Raw genomic sequence first — 21,269 nt, forward strand, 5'->3', positions numbered from 1 at the left:
AGCCCCGCGATGAGCGAGCACGACTACGACCTCTTCGTCATCGGCGGCGGTTCGGGCGGCGTCCGCGCGGCCCGCGTCTCGGCGTCGATGGGGGCGAAGGTGGGACTGGCCGAGGAAAGCCGCATGGGCGGCACCTGCGTGATCCGCGGCTGCGTGCCGAAGAAGCTGATGGTCTTCGCCAGCGGCTTCCGCGAGGGCTTCGGCGAGGCCGCGGCCTATGGCTGGGACATGGGGGAGCCGGGCTTCGACTGGGGCCGCTTCCATCCCAAGCTGCGGGCCGAGCTGGACCGGCTGGAGGGCGTCTATCGCAGGCTGCTCAAGTCCTCGGATGTCGATATCCACGACCAGCGGGCGCGGATCACCGGTCCGAACGAGGTGACGCTCGCCGACGGCACGGTGAAGACGGCCGGCACGATCCTGATCGCGACCGGCGGCCACCCGGTGACCCCCGACAAGGACAATGCCCATCTCGGCCTCGTCTCGGACGACATCTTCGAGCTGGAGGAGCTGCCGAAGTCCATCCTCATCATCGGCGGCGGCTACATCGCCTGCGAGTTCGCGGCGATCCTCGCCGGGCTCGGCGTCGAGGTGACGCAGTACTACCGGGGCGCGCAGATCCTGCGCGGCTTCGACGACGAGGCGCGCGGCCTGATCGCGGAAAGCCTGCGCGAGCTGGGCGTCGATTTGCATGTCGGGACCGACATCGTCGAGATGGCCCATGCCGAGAGCGACCATTTCAATCATCCGACCGGCAGCGACGCGTCGATGGGCGCCGGCGCCGCCGACAGCGCCAAGCTGCTGCCCTCGGACGGCGACAAGGGCTGTCCGGTCTGGGTCAAGTCGACCAACGGGCGCGAGAAGGTGTTCGACGCCGTGCTCTTCGCCACGGGGCGCAAGCCGAACACCCGCGATCTCGGCCTCGACGAGGTGGGGGTCAGGACGGGCCGCGGCGGCGAGATCGAGGTGGACGAGTTCTCGCAGACCTCGGTGCCGTCGATCTACGCGATCGGGGACGTGACGAACCGGATCGCCCTGACGCCCGTCGCGATCCGCGAGGGGATGGCCTTCGCCCGCACCGTCTTCGGGGGCGAGAGGACCTCGATGGATCACGATCTCGTCGCCTCGGCCGTCTTCACCCGGCCGGAGCTAGGCACGATCGGCCTCACCGAGGAGGAGGCGCGCGAGAAGGGCGCCTGCGAGATCTACTGCGCGTCCTTCCGCCCGATGAAGAGCGCCTTCGCCGAGAAACCCGACCGGGTGCTGATGAAGCTGGTCGTCGAGGCCGAGAGCCGGAAGGTCGTCGGGTGTCATATCGTCGCGCCGGAGGCGGGCGAGATGATCCAGCTGGTGGCAATCGCGATCAGGATGGGCGCCACGAAGGAGGATTTCGACCGCACGGTCGCCGTCCACCCCACGATGGCCGAAGAAATCGTGACCATGCGCGAGCCGATCCGCACCTACTGACGGGCGCGGGGCGGTTGATTCTGCGGCGGAACGTTCCGAAATGGTGATCCATCGGATATAGGACCGCTTGCGCGGCGCACGTGGGGGAGGCCCTGGCGCCGCACGAGACAAGGGAAGCAGGAGACAGATGGCAGGCAACAACGGTGGCCCCTGGGGCGGCGGCGGCGGGAACGACGACCGCGGCGGCAACGACGAGGACGTCCGGCGTCCGCAATTCGGCGACCGGCGTCCGGGCGACAGGCGCCCCGGCCAGCGCCGGCCGGGCGAAGGGCCGCAGATGCCCGAGATCGACGACCTCATGAATCGCGGGCGCGAACAGCTCCGCGTCCTGATGGGCGGACGCCGCGGGCCAACGAACGGCAGCGGCGGCTCCGGTCAGGGCGGCCCGCGCCTCACCCGCGGCACCGTCGGCCTGATCGTGGCCGGCATCGTGGTGCTGTGGGGGTTCATGTCGTTCTACACGGTGCGCCCCGAGGAGCAGTCGGTCGAGCTCTTCCTCGGCGACTTCTCGTCGATCGGACAGCCGGGCCTGAACTTCGCCCCCTGGCCCCTGGTCACGCACGAGGTGGTCAACGTCACCTCCGAACGCTCCGAGCAGATCGGCACCACCGGCCGTGCGAACGAGTCCGAGGGGCTGATGCTGACGACTGACGCGAACATCGTCGATATCGGCTTCCAGGTCGTGTGGAACGTCTCCGATCCGGCGCTGATGCTGTTCAACATCGCCGATCCGCAGCTGACCGTGCAGGCCGTGTCTGAATCGGTGATGCGCGAGGTCATCGCGGCCAGCAACCTCGCCCCGATCCTCAACCGCGACCGGGGCCTGATCGCCCAGCAGGTTCAGGAGCGGATCCAGTCCACGCTCGACGAATACGAGAGCGGCATCAACATCGTCCGGGTCAACCTCGATACCGCCGACCCGCCGGCGCAGGTGATCGACGCCTTCCGCGAGGTGCAGGCCGCCGAGCAGGAGCGCGACCGCCTCCAGCGGCAGGCCGACGCCTATGCCAACCGCGTCCTCGCCGAGGCGCGCGGTCAGGCCGCGCAGACGATCGAGGAGGCCGAGGCCTACCGCGCCCAGACCGTCAACAACGCGACCGGCCAGGCCTCCCGCTTCTCGGCCGTGCTCGAGGAATACCTCCTCGCCGAGGACGTGACGCGCCGCCGGATCTATCTGGAGACGATGGAGCGGATCCTCGGCGACACGCAGAAGGTGCTGCTCGACCCGTCCGTCGCCGGGGGCGGCGGAAACGGTCAGGGCGGGGGGACCGGCGTGGTGCCGTTCCTGCCGCTGAACGAGCTCATCCGAAACGACGGTGCCGGCGCAGCCGCCACCGCGGCCAACTGATAGGGGGGCCCGAGACATGAACAAGTCCATCATCATCCTCCCCCTCGTCGTGATCCTGATCGCGCTCGGCCTCAGCTCGATCTTCGTCGTGGACGAGCGCGAGAAGGCCCTCGTCCTGCAGTTCGGGCAGATCGTCCGCGTGCAGGAAGAGCCGGGGCTGGGCTTCAAGATCCCGCTCGTCCAGGAGGTCGTGAGCTACGACGACCGGATCCTCGCCCTCGACACGCCCGAGATCGAGGTGACGCCCTCGGACGATCGGCGCCTGTCGGTCGACGCCTTCGCCCGCTACCGGATCGCCGACGTGGTGCGGTTCCGGCAGGCGGTCGGCATCGGCGGCGTGCGCGTCGCCGAGGACCGGCTGACCAACATCCTCAACGCCCAGATCCGCGAGGTGCTGGGCGCCGATCAGGTCACGTCCGACACGATCCTGTCCGAGGACCGGCGCACGCTGATGAACCGGATCCGCGACCAGGCGCGGGAGCAGGCCCTCTCGCTCGGCATCGACGTGGTGGACGTGCGGCTGAAGCAGACGATGCTGCCGGACCAGAACCTCGACGCGACCTTCGCCCGGATGGAGGCCGAGCGGCAGCGCGAGGCCGCGGACGAGATCGCCCGGGGTAACGAGGCGGCCCAGCGGGTGCGCGCGCTGGCCGACCGGACGGTGACGGAGACGCTGTCAGAGGCGAACCGCGACGCCGACATCACCCGAGGCGAGGCGGACGCGCAGGCCAACGGCATCTTCGCCAGCGCCTATGGCGCCGATCCCGAGTTCTTCGACTTCTACCGCTCGATGCAGGCCTACGAGCTGGCGCTGCAGGGCCGGAACTCGACGATGGTGCTGACGCCGGACAGCTCGTTCTTCGACTACCTCTACGACGGCGACCGGCCGGCCCAGGCTCCGACGCCCGGCACATCGGGCGGCGCGGTCGAGGGCGAGACGCTGGAGCCGGGCGAGTTGCCCGAGGAGGCCCAGGTGGAGGGCACGCCGCCCGAATCGAGCCCCGCGCAGATCGACGCCGACGAGCAGGCGACCTCGCTCTCGGACGAGAGCGCCGAGTTCGTGATCGACGAGACCTCCGACGCGCCGCTCGAGACCGGCGCGGAAGAGGACGCGGCGGGCGATCCGCTGCCGGACGCGATCGTCACCGAGGACGACGACGTTCCGCCCGCGGCGATCAACGTCGACCCCGATCCCGAGACGGCGAACTGACGCCGGCGATGGGGACCGTGCTCTGGGCCCTCGGGCTCGTGCTGATCGTGGAGGGGCTGGTGGTCGCACTGGCCCCTTCGCGCGTCGAGGACCTGCTCGCCGCGCTCCGCGCCCTGCCGGTGGAGGCGCGGCGGCTGATCGGCTTCCTCGCGCTGACCCTGGGGGCGCTGCTCCTCGCGCTGGGGCGGTCGCTGGGTGTGGGCTGAGGGCTGGTACAGCGCTCTCCCCGGTCCGTTTTCGAAGATTACAAGCGCTCAACGCCCTGTGACGCCCTGTTAGCGTCCTTTGTGTTGCGGATCGGCCCCGGTCCGGCGCATGGTCCGCGACATCCGGGGAAGGCCGCGTGGCCAGACGCGCGGCGCCGTCCGGGGGGGACCCCGGCCGGAGACGACCCGGACAGAATCAGGAGTATCGACCACATGAAGGCCATCACCAAAGCTGCCCCGCTTGCCGGTGTCGCCGTCCTGTCGCTGGGCGTGGCGCTGACCGGCCAGACCGGGATCCTCACCGCGCAGGAGATCGACGCGGAGACGGCGCAGGAGACCGTCGAGACCCGGCCCGCCACCTTCGCCGACCTCGCCGAGCTGGTCAGCCCGGCGGTCGTGAACATCACCACCTCGACGATGGTCTCGGGCCAGACCGGACCGCAGGGGATCGTTCCCGAGGGCTCGCCCTTCGAGGATTTCTTCCGCGACTTCCAGGACCGCCAGGATGGCGCGCCGCGCCGGTCCTCGGCGCTCGGCTCGGGCTTCGTCATCTCGGCCGACGGCTACATCGTGACGAACAACCACGTCATCGAGGGCGCGGACGAGATCGAGATCGAGTTCTTCCCCGGCGAGAACCAGCCGAGCGAGTTCCTCCCCGCCGAGCTGATCGGGACCGATCCCAACACCGACATCGCGCTGCTCAAGGTCGAGTACGACAGCCCGCTGCAATACGTGTCCTTCGGCGACAGCGACGGCACGGGCAGCCGCGTCGGCGACTGGGTCATGGCGATGGGCAACCCGCTGGGGCAGGGTTTCTCGGTCTCGGCCGGGATCATCTCGGCCCGCAACCGGGCGCTCTCGGGCACCTATGACGACTACATCCAGACCGACGCCGCCATCAACCGCGGCAATTCCGGCGGGCCGCTCTTCAACATGGACGGCGAGGTGATCGGGGTGAACACCGCGATCCTGTCGCCCAACGGCGGCTCGATCGGGATCGGCTTCGCCATGTCCTCGGCCGTGGTCGAGAACGTGGTCGACCAGCTGCAGGAATTCGGCGAGACCCGCCGCGGCTGGCTGGGCGTGCGGATTCAGGATGTCAGCCCCGACATGGTCGACGCGATCGAGGGCCTCGCCAGCGCGACCGGCGCGCTCGTCACCGACGTGCCGGAAGGGCCGGCGCTCGACGCGGGCATGGAGGCGGGCGACGTCATCATGACCTTCGACGGCGTCGAGGTGCAGGACACGCGCGAGCTCGTCCGCGTGGTCGGCAACTCGCCGATCGGCAAGGAAGTCCCGGTCGAGGTGCTGCGCGACGGCGGGATGGTCTCTCTCACGGTCGAGCTCGGCCGCCGCGAGGGCAATGTCGACGTGCCGGTGCCGGCCTCGGTTGATGCGCCCGACGCCGAGGTCGCGCCCGAGGAACTGCTGGGCCTGTCGCTCTCGACGATCACGCCGGAGCTGACCGACGAGTACGGCCTGACCGTCGAGGAAGGCATCGTCGTCACCGAGGTCGACCCGGCCTCGGACGCGGCGGCCAAGGGCATCGCGCCCGGCGACGTCATCGTCGAGGCGGGCCAGCAGGCGGTGACCAGCGTCGCCGATCTCGAGGCGCGCATCGCCGATACCGAGGCGGCGGGACGCAAGTCGCTGCTGCTGCTCGTGCGGCGCGGCGCCGATCCCCGCTTCGTCGCGCTGACGGTGGGCGAGGGCTGATCCCGGCCCGGAACCGGACGACCTGCGGGAGGCGCCCTTCGGGGCGCCTCTTTGCATTCCGGGCGCCGCTTGCCAGAACGGGGGCGAAGTCGGGCGGAGGCACGCGATGATACCGGTGGCGGGATTCGAGGGGCAGGAGGTCGGCGTGCTCGGCCTGGGCCGGTCGGGGCGGGCGACGGCGGCGGCGCTGGCGGCGGGCGGGGCCCGCCCCGTCGTCTGGGACGACGGGGCGCCGGGACGCGACGCGGCGGAGGCGGCGGGCCTCACCCTGCGCGACCTGACCGCGCCCGGCGGGATGACGGGCCTTGCCGCGCTGATCGTCTCGCCCGGGATCCCGCATCTCTATCCCGCGCCGCACCCGGCCATCGCGGCCGCGCTGGAGGCGGGGGTGCCGGTCGACAACGACATCGGCCTCTTCTTCCGCTCCTTCGGGAGCGACGCCTTCGCCCGGCACGACACCGTGCCGCGGGTGATCGCGGTGACCGGATCGAACGGCAAGTCCACCACCTCGGCCCTGATCCACCACATCCTGACCGAGGCCGGACGCCCCGCGCAGCTCGCCGGCAATATCGGCCGGGGGGTCCTCGACCTCGACCCGCCGCGGGACGGCGAGGTGATCGTGCTGGAGCTCAGCTCCTACCAGACCGAGCTGGCGCGGGCGCTGACGCCGGATGTCGCGGTCTTCACCAATCTCTCGCCCGACCATCTCGACCGGCACGGGGGGCCGGGCGGCTATTTCGCGGCCAAGCGCCGGCTCTTCGCCGAGGGCGGGCCCGACCGGGCCGTGATCGGCGTGGACGAGGTCGAGGGGCGGTTCCTGGCGAACCAGCTGACCGAAGGGTCCGGCGATCCCCGGGTGATCCGGGTCTCGGTCGAGCAGGGGCTGAAGGACGCAGCCTGGTCGGTCTTCGCCCGCAAGGGGCATCTCGCCGAATGGCGCAAGGGCCGGCAGCAGGCGAGCATCGACCTGCGCCCGATCAAGGGTCTGCCCGGCGCGCACAATCACCAGAACGCCTGCTGCGCCTATGCCGCGCTGCGGGCGCTGAATCTCGGCCCGCGCGATATCGAGGCGGGTCTGGCGAGCTATCCCGGCCTGCCGCATCGCAGCCAGCTGATCGCCGAGCGGGGCGGCGTCGCCTTCGTCAACGACAGCAAGGCGACGAACGTGGACGCCGCCGAGATGGCGCTGCGCGCCTTTCCCCGCATCCGCTGGATCTGCGGGGGCCTGATGAAGGAGGGGGGCCTCGGCGCGCTGGAGCCGCATCTGGGGTCGGTGGCCAAGGCCTACGTGATCGGGCGCGAGGCCGAGGCCTTTGCCCGCGCCCTGCCGGGGGTGGAGGCCGAGATCTGCACGACGATGGACGTGGCCGTGATCCGCGCCATGGCCGAAGCCGAGCCCGGCGACACCGTGCTGCTGGCGCCGGCGGCGGCGAGCTTCGACCAGTACGACAATTTCGAGCGGCGGGGCGAGGATTTCGTCGCCTGCGTCGAGCGCGGGCTGGCGGCGGGGCGCTGACGGCGCAGCCTTCCGCCGGCGGTGTGCCCGGGGCCCGGTCCATCCGGTCGCACGCTGACCCCTGCGGGGCGCGGGCGGACGGGACGGCGCCGCGGTATTTGCAACCCGCGAAGGAGGGGACGGCCCGCCCCGACCCCGGGGAGGGGCGTAGCCTCTGCCAGCGGCGCGCGGAGCCGGGAGGGGGGCGGCCGGGCTCGGGACCGGAGCGGGGGTAGGGTGCGTGGCCGGGGGCGGCGCCGCTCAGGCGTCCCGGATCGCGGCGGCGGCGGCGGCGGCCGAGGCCCAGGCCCACTGGAAGTTGTAGCCGCCCAGCCAGCCGGTGACGTCGACGCATTCGCCGATGAAGTAGAGGCCTGGCACCGCCTTGGCCTCCATCGTCTTCGACGACAGGCCGGCCGTGTCGACGCCGCCGAGCATGACCTCCGCCGTGCGGTAGCCTTCGGTCCCCGACGGGACGAGGCGCCAGTCGGCCAGCCTGTCCGCCAGGGTGGCCAGCTCGGCATCCGGCCAGTCCGCGATCGGCCGGCCCGCGCCCGCGATCCCCTCGCACAGATGCTCGGCCAGACGGGCGGGCAGGTGCCGGGCGAGATGGGTCCGCAGCGCCCTGGCGCCCTCCTGCCGCTTCGCCGCGACCAGCGCCGCGCCGAGGCCGGGACCGGCGAGGTCGAGGACGATCTCCTCGCCCTCGTGCCAGTAGTTCGACGCCTGGAGGAGCGCGGGGCCGGACAGGCCGCGATGGGTGAAGAGCATCGCCTCGGGGAAGGCGGGTCCGCGTTCGGCGGCGCGGGCGGTGATCGGCAGGGACAGGCCCGACAGGCCCGCGAAGGGCTGGCCCGAGAAGGTGAAGGGGACGAGGGCGGGCCGCGTCTCCGTCACGGCGAGGCCGAAGCGACGCGCGATCTCGAGGCCGCGCCCGGTCGCCCCCATCCTGGGGATCGACTTGCCGCCCGTTGCGACGACGAGGTGGCGGGCGCGGATCGTCTCGGCCCGGCCGTTCCGCACCGTCTCCACGGTGAAGCGGCTGCCGTCATGGCCGACCTCGCCGAGTCCCGTCTCCATGCGGATCGCGGCCCCGGCGCGGGCGGCGGCGCCGGTCAGCATCTCGACGATCTGGCGGGAGGAGCCGTCGCAGAAGAGCTGGCCCAGCGTCTTCTCGTGCCAGGCGATACCGGCCGCCTCGACCTCGGCCAGGAAGTCCCACGGCGTCAGGCGGGCCAGCGCGCTCTTGGCGAAGTGGGGATTGGCGGAGAGGAAGTTCCCGGCCTCGGTGCCGGTATTGGTGAAGTTGCAGCGCCCGCCGCCGGAGATGCGGATCTTCTCGCCCGGGCGTTTCGCGTGGTCGAGCACGAGCGTGTCCGGCCCGGTCCGGGCGGCGGCGTAGAGGCCGGCGGCGCCGGCGCCGAGGATGAGGGTGCGGCACTCCATGCGGGGGCCTTGCCGCGGGGCCGGGTCGGCCGCAAGGGGGAGAGGCGCCGGGGGCGCATCGGCCCTCGCGCCTCCGGCTCTTCGCAAGGGACGGGCGCGCCGCAGATTGCCGCTTTCCAACCCGCCCCCCGATTCGCTACACTGGCGGCCAGACCCGGGACGAACCCGGGCGGATACGAGGCAAACGGGTGGACACCCCATGACCGAGATGGTGCACGGCGCCGTGCCGATCGCGTCCGGCGATCCGGTGCTGCCGCGCTGGTGGCGGACGATCGACAAGTGGACGATGTCCTCGATCCTGATCCTGTTCGGGATCGGGCTGCTGCTCGGCCTCGCCGCCTCGCCGCCGCTGGCGGCGCGCAACAATGTCGAGCCCTTCTACTACGTCGCGCGGCAGGCCTCGTTCGGGGCGGTGGCGCTGCTGACCATGCTGCTGATCTCGATGTTGAGCCCGCGCGTCGTGCGGCGCCTCGCCGTGGTCGGCTTCGCCGTGTCCTTCGTCGCGATCATGCTGCTGCCGATCTTCGGGACCGATTTCGGCAAGGGCGCGGTGCGCTGGTATTCCTTCGGCTTCGCCTCGGTCCAGCCGTCGGAGTTCCTCAAGCCGGGCTTCGTCGTCGTCGCGGCCTGGCTGATGGCCGCGGGGCAGGAGATCGGCGGCCCGCCGGGCAAGACCTGGTCGCTGGCGCTGACCATGGTGATCGTCGGCTTCCTCGCGCTGCAGCCCGATTTCGGGCAATCCGCGCTCGTCCTCTTCTCCTGGGGGGTGATGTATTTCGTCGCCGGGGCGCCGATGACGCTGCTCGTCTGCCTCGCCGGGGTGGTGATCTTCGCCGGGACGGTCTTCTACGAGAATTCCGAGCACTTCGCCCGCCGCATCGACGGCTTCCTCAACCCCGAGATCGATCCGACGACCCAGATCGGCTACGCCACGAACGCGATCCGCGAGGGCGGGTTCTTCGGCGTCGGCGTGGGCGAGGGGCAGGTGAAGTGGTCGCTGCCCGACGCGCATACCGATTTCATCATCGCCGTGGCGGCCGAGGAATACGGGCTGATCTGCGTGCTGCTGATCCTCGCCCTCTACGCCGTGATCGTCGTGCGCTCGCTGGTGCGCCTGATGAAGGAGCGCGATCCCTTCATCCGGCTCGCCGGGACGGGGCTGGCCTGCGCCTTCGGCGTGCAGGCGATGATCAACATGGGCGTCGCGGTGCGGCTGCTGCCGGCCAAGGGGATGACGCTGCCCTTCGTCAGCTACGGCGGCTCGTCCCTGATCGCGGGGGGCATCGCGGTGGGGATGCTGCTGGCCTTCACCCGGACCCGCCCGCAGGGCGAGATCGGCGACTTCCTCGGACGCGCGCGGTGAGCCGCGCATCGCGCCGCCCCGCCGCCGGACCCGGGTTGACCCCCGGGCCGGGGGCGGGGCAGGGACGCGCCCCATGACGGCCCCCCTCCTTCTCCTCGCCGCCGGCGGCACCGGCGGACACCTCTTTCCCGCCCAGGCGCTGGCCGAGACGATGCTGGCCCGCGGCTGGCGGGTCGCGCTGTCGACCGATGCGCGCGGCGCCCGCTACGTGGGCGGCTTCCCGGCCGAGGTCGCCGTCGAGGTCGTCGCCTCCGGCACCACGGCGGGCCGGTCGCCGCTGCAGAAGGCGCTGGTGCCGGCGCGGATCGGGGCGGGCACCCTCGCCGCGGCGCGGCGGATGCGGGCCGACCGGCCGGCGGTGGTGGTCGGCTTCGGCGGCTACCCGTCGATCCCGGCGCTGGGCGCGGCGACGCTGCTGCGGGTGCCGCGGATGATCCACGAGCAGAACGGCGTTCTGGGGCGGGTCAACCAGCTCTTCGCCCGGCGGGTGGACGCCGTGGCCTGCGGCATCTGGCCCACCGATCTGCCCGCCGGGGTGACCGGCACGCCGGTCGGCAACCCGGTCCGCGCGGCGATCCGCGCCCGGGCCGGCGCCCCCTACATCGCGCCGGGCGATCACCCGATGGAGATCCTCGTCACCGGCGGCAGCCAGGGCGCGCGGATCCTGTCGGACGTGGTGCCCCCGGCCATCGCCGAGCTGCCGCGCGACATGCGCGAGCGGCTGCGCGTCAGCCACCAGGCGCGGTCCGAGGACGTGGACCGCGTGAGCGCCTTCTACGACGAGGCGCTGGTGCGGGCCGAGGTCGTGCCCTTCTTCACCGACATGCCGGACCGCATCGCCTCGGCGCAGCTGGTGATCGCGCGGTCCGGCGCCTCGACCGTCGCGGATCTGAGCGTGATCGGCCGCCCCGCGATCCTCGTCCCGCTCGCCAGCGCGCTGCGCGACGAGCAGACGGCGAATGCGCGCGGCCTCGTCGAGGCCGGCGCGGCGGAGCTGATGCCGGAGAGCGACGTCCACCCGCAGGCGCTGACGGCGCGGATCGCCGCGCTGCTGGGCGATCCCGCGCGGGCGGCGGGAATGGCCCGTGCGGCGCTGGCCGTAGGCCGCCCCGACGCGGCGGAGAGATTGGCGGACCTGGTGGCCCGGGTTGCCGGCCGGACAGAGGAGAGTGCAGGATGATGGACGGAAGCCCCCGGATGACCAACGCGACGAAGCTGCCCCTCGACATCGGGCCGATCCACTTCGTCGGGATCGGCGGGATCGGGATGTCCGGCATCGCCGAGGTCCTGCTCAATCTCGGCTACCGGGTGCAGGGGTCGGACCTGAAATCGTCGAAGATCACCGACCGGCTCGTCGCGATGGGGGCGACGGTCCATGTCGGGCAGGCGGCCGAGAATCTGGACGGGGCGGAGGTCGTCGTGATCTCCTCGGCGATCAAGACCGGCAATCCCGAGCTCGACGCCGCGCGCCAGCGCGGCCTGCCCATCGTGCGCCGGGCCGAGATGCTGGCCGAGCTGATGCGGCTGAAGTCCAACGTCGCCATCGGCGGCACCCACGGCAAGACGACGACGACCACGATGGTCGCGGCGCTGCTGGACGAGGGCGGGATCGACCCCACCGTCATCAACGGCGGCATCATCCACGCCTACGGCTCGAACGCGCGGATGGGCGAGGGGGAATGGATGGTGGTGGAGGCCGACGAGAGCGACGGCACCTTCACCCGCCTGCCCGCGACCATCGCCATCGTCACCAATATCGACCCCGAGCATATGGAACACTGGGGCTCGATCGAGAAGCTGCGCGAGGGGTTCCGCGACTTCGTCTCGGGCGTGCCGTTCTACGGGCTGGCGATCTGCTGCACCGACCATCCGGAGGTGCAGGCGCTGGTGGGCCGCGTCCGCGACCGGCGGGTCGTGACCTTCGGCTTCAACGCGCAGGCCGACGTGCGGGCGGTGAACCTGCGCTATGCCAGGGGCGTCGCGCATTTCGACATCGCCCTCCAGGCCGAGGAGGCGGTGATCGAGGGTTGCACCCTGCCGATGCCGGGGGACCACAACGTGTCCAACGCGCTCGCCGCCGTCGCCGTGGCACGGCATCTGGGGATGAGCCATGACGGGATCCGCGCGGCGCTGGCCAAGTTCGGCGGCGTCAATCGCCGCTTCACCAAGGTGGGCGAGTGGAACGAGGTCGCGATCATCGACGATTACGGCCACCATCCCGTCGAGATCGCCGCCGTGCTGAAGGCCGCCCGGCAGGCCAGCGAGGGGCGGGTGATCGCCGTGCACCAGCCGCACCGCTATTCCCGCCTGTCCTCGCTGTTCGAGGATTTCTGCACCTGCTTCAACGAGGCCGACGTGGTCGGCATCGCCGAGGTCTACGCCGCGGGCGAGGAGCCGATCCCGGGCGCCAGCCGCGACGACCTCGTCGCCGGGCTGATCGCCCATGGCCACCGCCATGCCCGCTCCGTCACCTGCGAGGACGATCTCGTCCGGCTGGTGCGCGAGCAGGCCCGGCCGGGGGACATCGTCGTCTGCCTCGGCGCCGGCACGATCAGCGCCTGGGCGAACGCGCTGCCCGCGCGGCTGGCGGAGGCGGGGTGAGCCCCGCGCTCACAGCCGCCTGTCTCTGGGCGCTGCTGGGGACCGTGACGGCCTTGTTGCCGATGCGGCGGCAGATGGTGCCCGGGCTGGTCCTGCTCGTGAGCGCACCTTTCCTGCTGGCCTGGCTGGCCGTGGCGCATGGCTGGTGGGTGCTGGCCCTCGGCCTCGCCGCCTTTGCCTCGATGATGCGCAATCCGATCCGCTACCTCCTCGCCCGGGCGCGGGGGCAGAGGCCGGAGATCCCGCGATGAACCCGGCGCTCGTCGCGGCCTTCCTCTGGGTCGTGCTGGCCCACCTGCTCGCCCTGCTGCCGAGCCGCGACCATCACTGGCGCCGGGCCTACGGGCTGATCGCGATCGGCATCCCCATCGTGGGCTGGGTCACCGCGACGAACGGACCCGTCATCGGCCTGGTCGTGCTCGCCATGGGGGCGAGCGTGCTGCGCTGGCCGGTGATCCATCTCGCCCGGTGGGTGCGGCGGCGCGGCCGCCGCGCCGGGACCGCCCCGGGCACCGCCCCCGGCGCCGCACCGGGCACCGAAGGAGAGGCTCCATGACCGACCATGCCACGCTGCCGATCGACCTGCCGCCGGTGCGCGGAACGCTGACCCCGGACCGCGACCTGTCCGGCCTGACCTGGATGCGGGTCGGCGGCCCGGCGGACGTGCTGTTCCAGCCGGCGGACGAGGAGGATCTCTCCGGCTTCCTCGCCGCGCTGCCGGCCGGGGTGCCGGTCTTTCCGATGGGGGTGGGGTCCAACCTGATCGTCCGCGACGGCGGCATCCGCGGCGTGGTGATCCGGCTCGGGCGCGGCTTCAACGGGATCCGAGTCGAGGGGGGCAGAGTCCATGCGGGGGCGGCCGCGCTCGACGCGCATGTCGCGCGGCGCGCGGCCGAGGCGGGGCGCGACCTGACCTTCCTGCGCACGATCCCCGGCAGCATAGGCGGGGCGGTGCGGATGAATGCCGGCTGCTACGGCACCTATACCGCCGACGTGCTGGAGAGCGTGCGCGTGATCCACAGGGACGGCCGCACCGAGACGCTGCCCGCCGCCGCCCTGAACATGCGCTACCGGCAGAGCGACCTGCCGGAGGGCGCGGTCGTCGTCGAGGCGATCTTCGCCGCGCCCGAGGGCGATCCCGAGGCGCTGGCGGCGCGGATGGCCGAGCAGCTCGCCCGCCGCGACGAGACCCAGCCGTCGAAGGACCGCACCGCCGGCTCGACCTTCCGCAACCCGGCGGGTTTCAGTTCCACCGGGCGGGACGACGACACGCACGAGCTGAAGGCGTGGAAGGTCATCGACGAGGCGGGGATGCGCGGCGCGCGCATCGGCGGCGCGGTGATGAACGAGAAACACTCCAATTTCCTGACCAATGCAGAGGATGCCACGGCAGAGGATCTCGAATCCCTGGGCGAACTCGTCCGTAAGAGGGTTTACGAGAGTCAAGGCATCCGGCTAGAGTGGGAAATCATGCGCGTGGGCGATCCCGCGCGCTGACGACCCCGCAGACCGCGACGAACAGCCTCCCCCGGGCAGGGGAGGGCGGATCCGGGGGAACAGGCACCGGCGGGCAGGTCCCGCCGGATCGGTGCGACGGGCGACGAACGCCCGCGGACCGCAGGACAGACAGACGGGCGGCAAACGCCCGCGGATTCGAGGCGGACAGAGCATGGGGGCCTTTCCGGGCCAGCATATCGTCGTGGTGAAGGGCGGCCCGTCGGCCGAGCGCGAGGTCTCGCTCTCGTCCGGGCACGAATGCGCGGTCGCGCTGCGCGCCGCCGGCTACGACGTCACCGAACTGGATGCCGGGCCCGACCTGGCCGCGCGGCTGGCCGAGCTGCGCCCCGCCGCCGTGTTTAACGCGCTGCACGGCCGCTGGGGCGAGGACGGGACGGTGCAGGGCCTGCTCGAATGGCTGCGCATTCCCTACACCCATTCCGGCGTGCTCGCCTCGGCCCTCGCCATGGACAAGGAGCGGGCCAAGGCGGTCTACCGCCAGCACGGCCTGCCCGTGGTCGACAGCCGCCTCGCCGCCCGGGCCGAGGTCGAGGCCGCCCATGTCATGGACCCGCCCTACGTGGTGAAGCCCTACAACGAGGGCTCCTCGGTCGGGGTCTACCTGGTGCGCGAGCGCGCGAACGGGCCGCCGACCCTCTCTCCCGACATGCCGGAGACGGTGATGGTCGAGAGCTACGTGCCGGGGCGCGAGCTGACGGTGAGCGTGCTCGGCGACCGGGCGCTGACCGTGACCGACATCGTCACCGACGGCTGGTACGACTATGCCGCGAAATACGAGACCGGCGGCTCGCGCCACGTCGTTCCGGCCGAGATCCCGCAGGACGTGTTCGACGCCTGCCTCGCCCATGCCGAGACCGCCCACCGCGCGCTCGGCTGCCGCGGACTCAGCCGGACCGATTTCCGCTGGGACGAAGCCCGCGGCCTCGCGGGGCTCGTCGTGCTGGAGACCAATACCCAGCCCGGCATGACGCCGACCTCGCTCTCGCCCGAGCAGGCCGCCCATGCCGGCATGGATTTCCCGGCGCTCTGCCGCTGGTTGGTGGAGGATGCCTCGTGCGATCGCTGATCTCGCTCGTCCGGCGCCCGGCCGAGAAGCCGGGCCGGGTCGATCCCGCCCCGTCGCGCTGGGGCTACCGCTTCCACCGGCTGATGCTGACGCCGTCCTTCCGCGGCTTCCTGCGGGTCGGGCTGCCGGTGATCGTGATCGGCGGGCTCGTCATCGGCTGGGCCGCGCAGCGCGAGAACCGCGACGCCGCCCGCGAGGTCGTGGCCGGCCTGCGCCAGCAGATCGAGACGCGGCCGGAATTCATGGTCACGGGCGTCGACGTCTCGGGCGCGGACCTCGCCCTCGCCGCGGCGATCGGCCAGGTGCTGAGCGCGCACGAGATCGCCTTTCCCGTCTCGTCCTTCGCCCTCGACCTCGAGGAGATCCGCGCCGCCGTCACCGACCTGACAGCGGTGCGCGAGACCGTCGTGCGGGTGCGACCGGGCGGCGTGCTCGAGATCGCGGTCGACCAGCGGCGCCCGGTGGCGGTCTGGCGGCATCTCGACGGGCTGCGCCTGCTGGACGCCGACGGGGTGATGACCGGCATGATCGCGGCCCGCACCGACCGGCCCGACCTGCCGCTGCTCGCCGGGGACGGCGTGCGTGCCCATACCGAGGAGGCGCTGGCCCTGTTCGAGGCGGCCCGCCCGCTGGAGGACCGGGTCCGCGGCCTGGTGCGGATGGGCCAGCGGCGCTGGGACCTGCTGCTGGACCGCGACCAGCGCGTGCTGCTGCCGGAGCAGCAGCCCGTGGCGGCGCTCGAGCGGCTGCTGGCGCTGGACGAGACGCAGGACGTGCTGGACCGGGACGTCTCGGTGATCGACCTGCGCAACGCGCAGCGGATCATCGTGCGGGTCTCGCCGATGGGGATGGACACGCTGCGGCTGGCCTCGGGGGACGGCCGGTGACGGGGCAAGGCACAACGACAAGAATGGGGCAGGACGGATGACGCGGGATCTCTACCAGTCGCAGCGCGCGATGCGGAACATGCGCCGGGCGGCGATGCAGCGCGGCGTGATCGCCGTGCTCGACGTGGGCACGTCGAAGATCGCCTGCCTCGTCCTGCGCTTCGACGGGCCGGCGCCCGACGGCGACAGCGGCGTCGGGCGCATGGCCGGGCAGAGCCAGTTCCGCGTGATCGGCGCCGCGACGACCCGGTCCCGCGGCGTCCGCTTCGGCGAGATCGAGGCGATGGCCGAGACCGAGCGCGCGATCCGCACCGCCGTGCAGGCGGCGCAGAAGATGGCGAACGTGCGCGTCGATCACGCGATCGCCTGCTTCTCGGGCGCGCGGCCCCGCAGCTACGGGCTCGACGGGTCGGTGGACCTGCACGGGATGCCGGTGACCGACGGCGATATCGGCGCGGTGCTCGCCGCCTGCGACGTCCCCGATTTCGGCGCGGGCCGCGAGGTGCTGCATGCCCAGCCGGTGAACTTCGCGCTCGACCACCGCTCCGGCCTCGCCGATCCGCGGGGCCAGATCGGCAACCGGCTGTCGACCGACCTGCACCTGCTGACGGTAGACGGCGCGTCGATCCAGAACCTGCTGCATTGCATCAAGCGCTGCGACCTCGAGCTCGCGGGGCTCGCCTCGTCGGCCTATGTCTCGGGCATCTCCTCGCTCGTCGAGGACGAGCAGGAGCTGGGCGCGGCCTGCATCGATCTGGGCGGCGGGGCCTCCGGCATCTCGATCTTCTGGCGCGGGCACATGATCTACGCCGACAGCGTGCGGATGGGCGGCGATCACGTCACCTCCGACATCTCGATGGGCCTGCAGGTCAACGTGGCGGTCGCCGAGCGGATCAAGACCTTCTACGGCGGGGTCGAGGCGACCGGCATGGACGACCGCGAGATGATCGAGATCGGCGGCGACAGCGGCGACTGGGACAAGGACCGGCGCACCGTCTCGCGCGCGGAACTCATCGGCATCATGCGCCCCCGCGTGGAGGAGATCCTCGAGGAGGTGCGCGCCCGGCTCGACGCCGCCGGCTTCGACCAGCTGCCCAGCCAGCAGATCGTCCTGACGGGGGGCGGCAGCCAGATCCCCGGCATCGACTGGATCGCGGGGCGCATCCTCGGCAGCCAGATACGGCTCGGGCGGCCGCTGCGCGTGCAGGGCCTGCCGCAGGCGGCGACGGGATCGGCCTTCGCGGCCGCCGTGGGCCTCAGCCTGTTCGCGGCGAATCCCCAGGACGAATGGTGGGATTTCGAGATCCCGGCCGAGAAATACCCGGCCCGCTCGCTCAAGCGCGCGGTCCGCTGGTTTCGCGACAACTGGTAGGCGGCGGCCCCCCTCCCCGGGGGCGGCGAAGGTCGGCCGATCGCGCGGGGCGGGGCTTGCCCTCGCCCACGAAGGGCGGTTTGTAGGGATCGGGCGACGGTGGAAAACCTCCGCGCCGGACGGCACGGGCAGTGTCAGCAGCATATGCGCGACCCGCGGCTTCGGCCGATGCGGCGGCGCGATTCGGCCAGCAGCATCTGGCGTCCGGCAGGGGCCGGAACGCTACTGGAGCCGTCGTAACCGAGATGCGCCGGGTCTCGGCAGTCTCTCGCCTATATTTTGTGGAAAACAGGGTATTGACGGGTGACGCCGGAGCAACACCGGGGTAGGTTGCCCCAATTCAGGCGGATCGACGCCCGGTGGGACGGGCCAACCAGGAACGAGGCGGACAGCAGATGACTCTCAATCTCTCCATGCCCGGGCAGGACGACCTTCGTCCCCGGATCACCGTGTTCGGCGTCGGCGGCGCGGGTGGCAACGCGGTCAACAACATGATCGAGAAGCAGCTCGACGGGGTCGAGTTCGTCGTCGCCAATACCGATGCGCAGGCGCTGAGCCAGGCCATGGCCGAGGCGAAGATCCAGATGGGCGTGAAGGTGACGGAAGGGCTGGGCGCGGGGGCCCGGGCCAGCGTCGGCGCCGCCGCGGCCGAGGAGAGCATCGAGCAGATCGTCGACCACCTGGCCGGGGCGCATATGTGCTTCATCACCGCCGGGATGGGCGGCGGCACCGGGACCGGCGCCGCGCCGATCATCGCGCAGGCCGCCCGGGAGCTCGGCGTGCTGACCGTCGGTGTCGTGACCAAGCCGTTCCAGTTCGAGGGCGCCAAGCGGATGCGCCAGGCCGAGGACGGGGTCGAGGCGCTGCAGAAGGTGGTCGACACCCTCATCATCATTCCGAACCAGAACCTCTTCCGCCTCGCCAACGAGCGCACGACCTTCACCGAGGCGTTCAGCCTTGCCGACGACGTGCTCTACCAGGGCGTGAAGGGCGTGACCGACCTGATGGTGCGCCCCGGCCTCATCAACCTCGACTTCGCGGACGTGCGCGCGGTGATGGACGAGATGGGCAAGGCGATGATGGGCACCGGCGAAGCCGACGGCGAGGACCGCGCCGTGCAGGCCGCGCAGAAGGCCATCAACAACCCGCTGCTGGACGAGCTGTCGCTGGATGGCGCCAAGGGCGTGCTCATCAACATCACCGGCGGCCACGACCTGACGCTGTTCGAGCTGGACGAGGCGGCGAACCAGATCCGCGAGAAGGTGGATCCGGACGCCAACATCATCGTCGGCTCGACCCTCGACCCGTCGATGGAAGGCGCGATGCGCGTTTCGGTCGTCGCCACCGGGATCGACGCCGTGGCCAGCCGCGCCGACACCCCGCTGCCGCGCCGCTCGATGTCGCAGCCGCTGCGCGACAAGGTCGCCGCCGAGGAGCCCGCCGAGCGGCCCGCCGCCCGTGAGCGGGCCCCCGAACGGGCCGAACGGAACGTCGAGCGCAACCTCGAGCGCACGGCCGAGCCCCGGCCGGCCCCGCGCGACGAGGCGCCCCGCGCCGCGGCCGAGCGCCGCGTGACCGAGGCCCCGCGTCCCGCGCCCCAGCCGGTCGCCGAGGCCGAGGAGGAGCCGAACCTGTTCGACGCCTCCGATTTTGACGAGCCGGGCTATGACGGGCGCGACGGCGGCCGCTACGAGGCCGAGGACGATCTGCCGCCCCCGGCCTACCGCCCGCGCGCCGAGCCCCCGATGGGCCATGCGCCCGAGAGCTTCGTCGCGCCGCGCAAGCCGGCCGGCGGCCAGCCCGCGCCCGATGCGCTGGCACGCCTGCGCGACGCCGCGCAGCGCAGCCAGCCCCGCGCCGACAGCCGCCAGCAGGAGCCCGCCCCCCGGGGCGAGGCGCCGCGCGCGTCGGAGGGCGAGCGTCCGCGCTTTGGCCTCAACTCCCTGATCGGCCGGATGACCGGCTCGGGCGAGGGCCATGCCGAGCCGCAGGCCCGCGCCGCGGGCGAGCGGCCCCAGCCCCGCGCCGCCACGCCGGAGCGGTCGCAGCCCCGCCCGCAGGCCGTGCGCGGTGACGCCGATGTCGATCCCGAGCAGGAGAAGATCGAGATCCCGGCCTTCCTCCGCCGCCAGGCGAACTGAGCCGTCCCGGCCGGTCCGGAGCGGGACCGGACGAGACGAGCGACACGATCCGGCAGGGCCGTCCCCAGGGGCGGCCCTGTGGCGTTCCGCGCCCGGACCCGGCCCGCCCCGGCCCGCCCCTGACGGTGACGCGGCCGACCCTTCCCCGGCGCGCTCCGACACAGCCCTCGCCAGATTGGCGCGAGCCGGACCTCTGCCGGGTGCCGATCCGCCGAGGCCCCGGGGCCGGGACGTGGCCCTCGCCAGCTTCGCGCGGGCCGGCCCTCTGCCGACGACCGACCTGCCCGGACCCCGGCTGCCACTTGCCGCGCACGGCCCGCATGGAGCGGCGCGGTTCGTTCGCGGGACCCTGCCCGGGACGACCCTCGCGGGGCCGCGGAACAAGGGCCGCACCCGTGCACGGAGGCTGTTACAGGGGCGTTGCAAAAGGTGAGTTGAGGGGCAGGGGCCCCTTTCCTAGATCATGTTCCGAAAAGATTAAGCGCGAGTTGACGCGCGACGAGACGCAGGCAGATCACGTGCAGACCACCATCGCCCAGACGACGACCTTCACGGGACGCGGCCTCCATTCGGGGCAGCCGGCCCGGCTCGTCCTGCGCCCGGCGCCGGCCGGGCGGGGGATCGTGTTCCGCCGGACCGACCTCGTCCCCGCGGTCGAGATCCCCGCCCTGTGGTCCCACGTCCCCGGCGAGCCGCTGAACACCCGGATCGTGCGCGGCGCGGTTTCGGTCGGCACGATCGAGCACCTGATGGCGGCGCTGGCCGGGACCGGGATCCACAACGTCGTGGTCGAGATCGACGGTCCCGAGGTCCCGATCCTCGACGGCAGCGCGCGGCCCTTCGTCCGCGGTCTGCTCGATGCCGGGATCGCGCCGCTGGCCGAACCGCTGCGCGCCATCGTCGTGCGCCGCCCGGTCGAGGCGCGGCGTGGCGAGGCCGTCGCCCGGCTCGACCCCGCGCCGGGGCTGGTGATCGACTTCACGATCGACTTCCCCGACCCGGCGATCGGCCGGCAGCAGCGGCGGATGGACATGGCGAACGGCGCCTTCGTGCACGATCTGTGCGACAGCCGCACCTTCTGCCGGCTCTCGGATGTCGAGGCGATGCAGGCGGGGGGGCTCGCCCTCGGCGGATCGCTCGAGAACGCGGTGGTGGTCGACGGGGCCGAGGTGCTGACCCCGGGCGGGCTGCGCCATGAGGACGAGGCGGTGCGGCACAAGATGCTGGACGCGCTCGGCGATCTCTACACCGCCGGGGCGCCGATCCTGGGCCGCTATACCGGGCTTCGCGCGGGCCACGCGGTGACCAACGCGCTCCTGCGGGCGCTCTTCGCCGACCCGGCCAACTGGGGCTGGACGACCTGCGATTCCCGGCGGGCGGCGCGTCTGCCGGGCGCCGGCGTCGCGCTCTGCGACCTCGAGGCCGCGGCCTGACGC

General features: G+C 72.2%; 18 protein-coding genes. 17 read left to right on the plus strand and 1 reads right to left on the minus strand.

Translation table 11 applies throughout. The annotated features are described in order from the left end of the window. The first annotated feature begins 9 nt into the window (after window positions 1-9). The 6 genes from BUE30_RS05700 (at window position 10) to murD (ending at window position 7,460) form a co-directional block, all read left to right on the plus strand. Window positions 10-1,464, plus strand: a complete 1,455-nt coding sequence (locus tag BUE30_RS05700) for an FAD-dependent oxidoreductase (RefSeq protein WP_073326885.1) — start codon at window positions 10-12, stop codon at window positions 1,462-1,464. Window positions 1,465-1,591: 127 nt separating this feature from the next. Next, complete coding sequence (hflK, locus tag BUE30_RS05705) at window positions 1,592-2,812, plus strand: FtsH protease activity modulator HflK (RefSeq protein WP_073326886.1); 1,221 nt, start codon at window positions 1,592-1,594, stop codon at window positions 2,810-2,812. A 16-nt stretch (window positions 2,813-2,828) separates the two neighbouring features. Then, entirely contained in the window at window positions 2,829-4,022 is a 1,194-nt protein-coding gene (gene hflC, locus BUE30_RS05710) for a protease modulator HflC (RefSeq protein ID WP_083601166.1), read from the plus strand. 8 nt (window positions 4,023-4,030) lie between these two features. Further along, the gene (locus tag BUE30_RS05715; protein WP_073326887.1) at window positions 4,031-4,228 is read left to right on the plus strand and encodes a DUF2065 family protein; all 198 of its coding nucleotides are present in this window, start codon (window positions 4,031-4,033) and stop codon (window positions 4,226-4,228) included. Between the two features lie 213 nt (window positions 4,229-4,441). Beyond that, a complete protein-coding gene (locus BUE30_RS05720; protein ID WP_073326888.1) occupies window positions 4,442-5,944 on the plus strand; it encodes a Do family serine endopeptidase in 1,503 nt (500 codons plus the stop codon). 106 nt (window positions 5,945-6,050) lie between these two features. Continuing rightward, the gene (gene murD, locus BUE30_RS05725; RefSeq protein WP_073326889.1) at window positions 6,051-7,460 is read left to right on the plus strand and encodes a UDP-N-acetylmuramoyl-L-alanine--D-glutamate ligase; all 1,410 of its coding nucleotides are present in this window, start codon (window positions 6,051-6,053) and stop codon (window positions 7,458-7,460) included. Between the two features lie 240 nt (window positions 7,461-7,700). Here murD and BUE30_RS05730 read toward each other — a convergent pair whose 3' ends face one another. Continuing rightward, the gene (locus BUE30_RS05730; protein WP_073326890.1) at window positions 7,701-8,885 is read right to left on the minus strand and encodes a BaiN/RdsA family NAD(P)/FAD-dependent oxidoreductase; all 1,185 of its coding nucleotides are present in this window, start codon (window positions 8,883-8,885) and stop codon (window positions 7,701-7,703) included. Between the two features lie 199 nt (window positions 8,886-9,084). Here BUE30_RS05730 and ftsW point away from each other — a divergent pair, with 199 nt between their 5' ends. The 11 genes from ftsW (at window position 9,085) to lpxC (ending at window position 21,266) form a co-directional block, all read left to right on the plus strand. Then, the gene (gene ftsW, locus BUE30_RS05735) at window positions 9,085-10,248 is read left to right on the plus strand and encodes a putative lipid II flippase FtsW (RefSeq protein WP_073326891.1); all 1,164 of its coding nucleotides are present in this window, start codon (window positions 9,085-9,087) and stop codon (window positions 10,246-10,248) included. Window positions 10,249-10,321: 73 nt separating this feature from the next. Beyond that, entirely contained in the window at window positions 10,322-11,428 is a 1,107-nt protein-coding gene (locus tag BUE30_RS05740; RefSeq protein ID WP_073326892.1) for a UDP-N-acetylglucosamine--N-acetylmuramyl-(pentapeptide) pyrophosphoryl-undecaprenol N-acetylglucosamine transferase, read from the plus strand. Then, on the plus strand, window positions 11,428-12,849 hold the full coding sequence (murC, locus tag BUE30_RS05745) for a UDP-N-acetylmuramate--L-alanine ligase (RefSeq protein ID WP_073327714.1): 1,422 nt from the start codon (window positions 11,428-11,430) through the stop codon (window positions 12,847-12,849). Before BUE30_RS05740 ends, murC begins: the two co-directional genes overlap by 1 nt. Continuing rightward, window positions 12,846-13,100: a DUF2484 family protein gene (locus BUE30_RS05750; RefSeq protein WP_073326893.1), complete on the plus strand. Its 255-nt coding sequence runs from the start codon at window positions 12,846-12,848 to the stop codon at window positions 13,098-13,100. The genes murC and BUE30_RS05750 overlap by 4 nt, the downstream gene beginning before the upstream one ends. After that, window positions 13,097-13,405 carry a DUF2484 family protein gene (locus tag BUE30_RS05755; protein ID WP_073326894.1) on the plus strand — a complete coding sequence of 103 codons (309 nt, stop codon included), beginning with the start codon at window positions 13,097-13,099 and terminating at the stop codon, window positions 13,403-13,405. Before BUE30_RS05750 ends, BUE30_RS05755 begins: the two co-directional genes overlap by 4 nt. Continuing rightward, on the plus strand, window positions 13,402-14,346 hold the full coding sequence (gene murB / locus BUE30_RS05760) for a UDP-N-acetylmuramate dehydrogenase (RefSeq protein WP_073326895.1): 945 nt from the start codon (window positions 13,402-13,404) through the stop codon (window positions 14,344-14,346). Before BUE30_RS05755 ends, murB begins: the two co-directional genes overlap by 4 nt. 172 nt (window positions 14,347-14,518) lie before the next feature. Continuing rightward, on the plus strand, window positions 14,519-15,433 hold the full coding sequence (locus BUE30_RS05765; protein WP_073326896.1) for a D-alanine--D-alanine ligase: 915 nt from the start codon (window positions 14,519-14,521) through the stop codon (window positions 15,431-15,433). Beyond that, window positions 15,421-16,320: a cell division protein FtsQ/DivIB gene (locus BUE30_RS05770; RefSeq protein WP_073326897.1), complete on the plus strand. Its 900-nt coding sequence runs from the start codon at window positions 15,421-15,423 to the stop codon at window positions 16,318-16,320. Before BUE30_RS05765 ends, BUE30_RS05770 begins: the two co-directional genes overlap by 13 nt. A 37-nt stretch (window positions 16,321-16,357) precedes the next feature. Further along, the gene (ftsA, locus tag BUE30_RS05775; protein WP_073326898.1) at window positions 16,358-17,692 is read left to right on the plus strand and encodes a cell division protein FtsA; all 1,335 of its coding nucleotides are present in this window, start codon (window positions 16,358-16,360) and stop codon (window positions 17,690-17,692) included. Window positions 17,693-18,087: 395 nt separating this feature from the next. Further along, window positions 18,088-19,833 (plus strand): cell division protein FtsZ, encoded by a 1,746-nt coding sequence (gene ftsZ / locus BUE30_RS05780; protein ID WP_073326899.1) that lies wholly within the window; start codon window positions 18,088-18,090, stop codon window positions 19,831-19,833. A 518-nt stretch (window positions 19,834-20,351) separates the two neighbouring features. Then, window positions 20,352-21,266, plus strand: coding sequence for a UDP-3-O-acyl-N-acetylglucosamine deacetylase (gene lpxC, locus BUE30_RS05785; protein ID WP_073327717.1), 915 nt, complete (start codon window positions 20,352-20,354; stop codon window positions 21,264-21,266). The last annotated feature ends 3 nt before the right edge of the window (window positions 21,267-21,269 follow it).

Origin of the sequence: Wenxinia saemankumensis (assembly GCF_900141735.1) — a bacterium.
Classification (GTDB): Bacteria; Pseudomonadota; Alphaproteobacteria; order Rhodobacterales; family Rhodobacteraceae; genus Wenxinia; species Wenxinia saemankumensis.

Coding starts and splice junctions, on each gene's coding strand:
- hflK (WP_073326886.1), top strand. CDS start 1,592: ATGGCAGGCAACAACGGTGGCCCCTGGGGCGGCGGCGGCGGGAACGAC.
- ftsW (WP_073326891.1), top strand. CDS start 9,085: ATGACCGAGATGGTGCACGGCGCCGTGCCGATCGCGTCCGGCGATCCG.
- BUE30_RS05765 (WP_073326896.1), top strand. CDS start 14,519: ATGGGGGCCTTTCCGGGCCAGCATATCGTCGTGGTGAAGGGCGGCCCG.
- BUE30_RS05720 (WP_073326888.1), top strand. CDS start 4,442: ATGAAGGCCATCACCAAAGCTGCCCCGCTTGCCGGTGTCGCCGTCCTG.
- BUE30_RS05740 (WP_073326892.1), top strand. CDS start 10,322: ATGACGGCCCCCCTCCTTCTCCTCGCCGCCGGCGGCACCGGCGGACAC.
- ftsA (WP_073326898.1), top strand. CDS start 16,358: ATGACGCGGGATCTCTACCAGTCGCAGCGCGCGATGCGGAACATGCGC.
- murD (WP_073326889.1), top strand. CDS start 6,051: ATGATACCGGTGGCGGGATTCGAGGGGCAGGAGGTCGGCGTGCTCGGC.
- BUE30_RS05730 (WP_073326890.1), bottom strand. CDS start 8,885: ATGGAGTGCCGCACCCTCATCCTCGGCGCCGGCGCCGCCGGCCTCTAC.
- BUE30_RS05755 (WP_073326894.1), top strand. CDS start 13,097: ATGAACCCGGCGCTCGTCGCGGCCTTCCTCTGGGTCGTGCTGGCCCAC.
- murC (WP_073327714.1), top strand. CDS start 11,428: ATGGACGGAAGCCCCCGGATGACCAACGCGACGAAGCTGCCCCTCGAC.
- hflC (WP_083601166.1), top strand. CDS start 2,829: ATGAACAAGTCCATCATCATCCTCCCCCTCGTCGTGATCCTGATCGCG.
- ftsZ (WP_073326899.1), top strand. CDS start 18,088: ATGACTCTCAATCTCTCCATGCCCGGGCAGGACGACCTTCGTCCCCGG.
- BUE30_RS05715 (WP_073326887.1), top strand. CDS start 4,031: ATGGGGACCGTGCTCTGGGCCCTCGGGCTCGTGCTGATCGTGGAGGGG.
- murB (WP_073326895.1), top strand. CDS start 13,402: ATGACCGACCATGCCACGCTGCCGATCGACCTGCCGCCGGTGCGCGGA.
- BUE30_RS05700 (WP_073326885.1), top strand. CDS start 10: ATGAGCGAGCACGACTACGACCTCTTCGTCATCGGCGGCGGTTCGGGC.